This is a genomic window from Aeromonas sp. MaB10011B, assembly GCF_017939325.1.
GTDB lineage: Bacteria > Pseudomonadota > Gammaproteobacteria > Enterobacterales > Aeromonadaceae > Aeromonas > Aeromonas caviae.
The window spans coordinates 1-440 of record NZ_JAGKRK010000058.1; the positions used below are offsets into that span (position 1 = coordinate 1).

At 57.7% G+C, this 440-nt stretch carries 1 protein-coding gene; it reads right to left on the reverse strand.

Annotation, left to right across the window (positions count from 1 at the left end; genetic code table 11):
* Window positions 1-13: 13 nt before the first annotated feature.
* On the reverse strand, window positions 14-440 hold a 427-nt coding region (locus J9893_RS13930), incomplete at its 5' end, for a transposase (protein ID WP_210600836.1).

Below are 440 nucleotides of genomic sequence, written 5' to 3' on the forward strand. Positions count from 1 at the left end.
GCCGCAATGCTGTTCACTTAAGCGGAGCCGCATTGCGATTTACCGGAAAACGGGTCTTTGATATCTTCACCGCCCTGGGTCTCGATGGCCTGGGGCGTTTTTCTATGAACATGACGCCTATGCAGCCCCGCAACTCCGCCAACCTCCGTGGCGTATGGGCTGGCGATAACGCGCCCGCCATCACTGCCATCTGGTTCGCGATGAAATGACAGGCAAACTTAAAGCTCACCTCATTGGGCGCTCGCTGATGGGCTACGGCGGCCTGGCTGGCCTCCCGCCTGACCAGATTGTATCCAAGCAGCAATCCCCACAGCTCCTGATAGACCAAGTCCACTTTCTTGCTTCTCAGCGTGATGGCGTTGTGCTGCATCGCGCTTTTGATATCCCGGTATCCCAGCTCGATTTCCCAGCGCTCGTGGTACAGGGTCGCCACCTGAGCT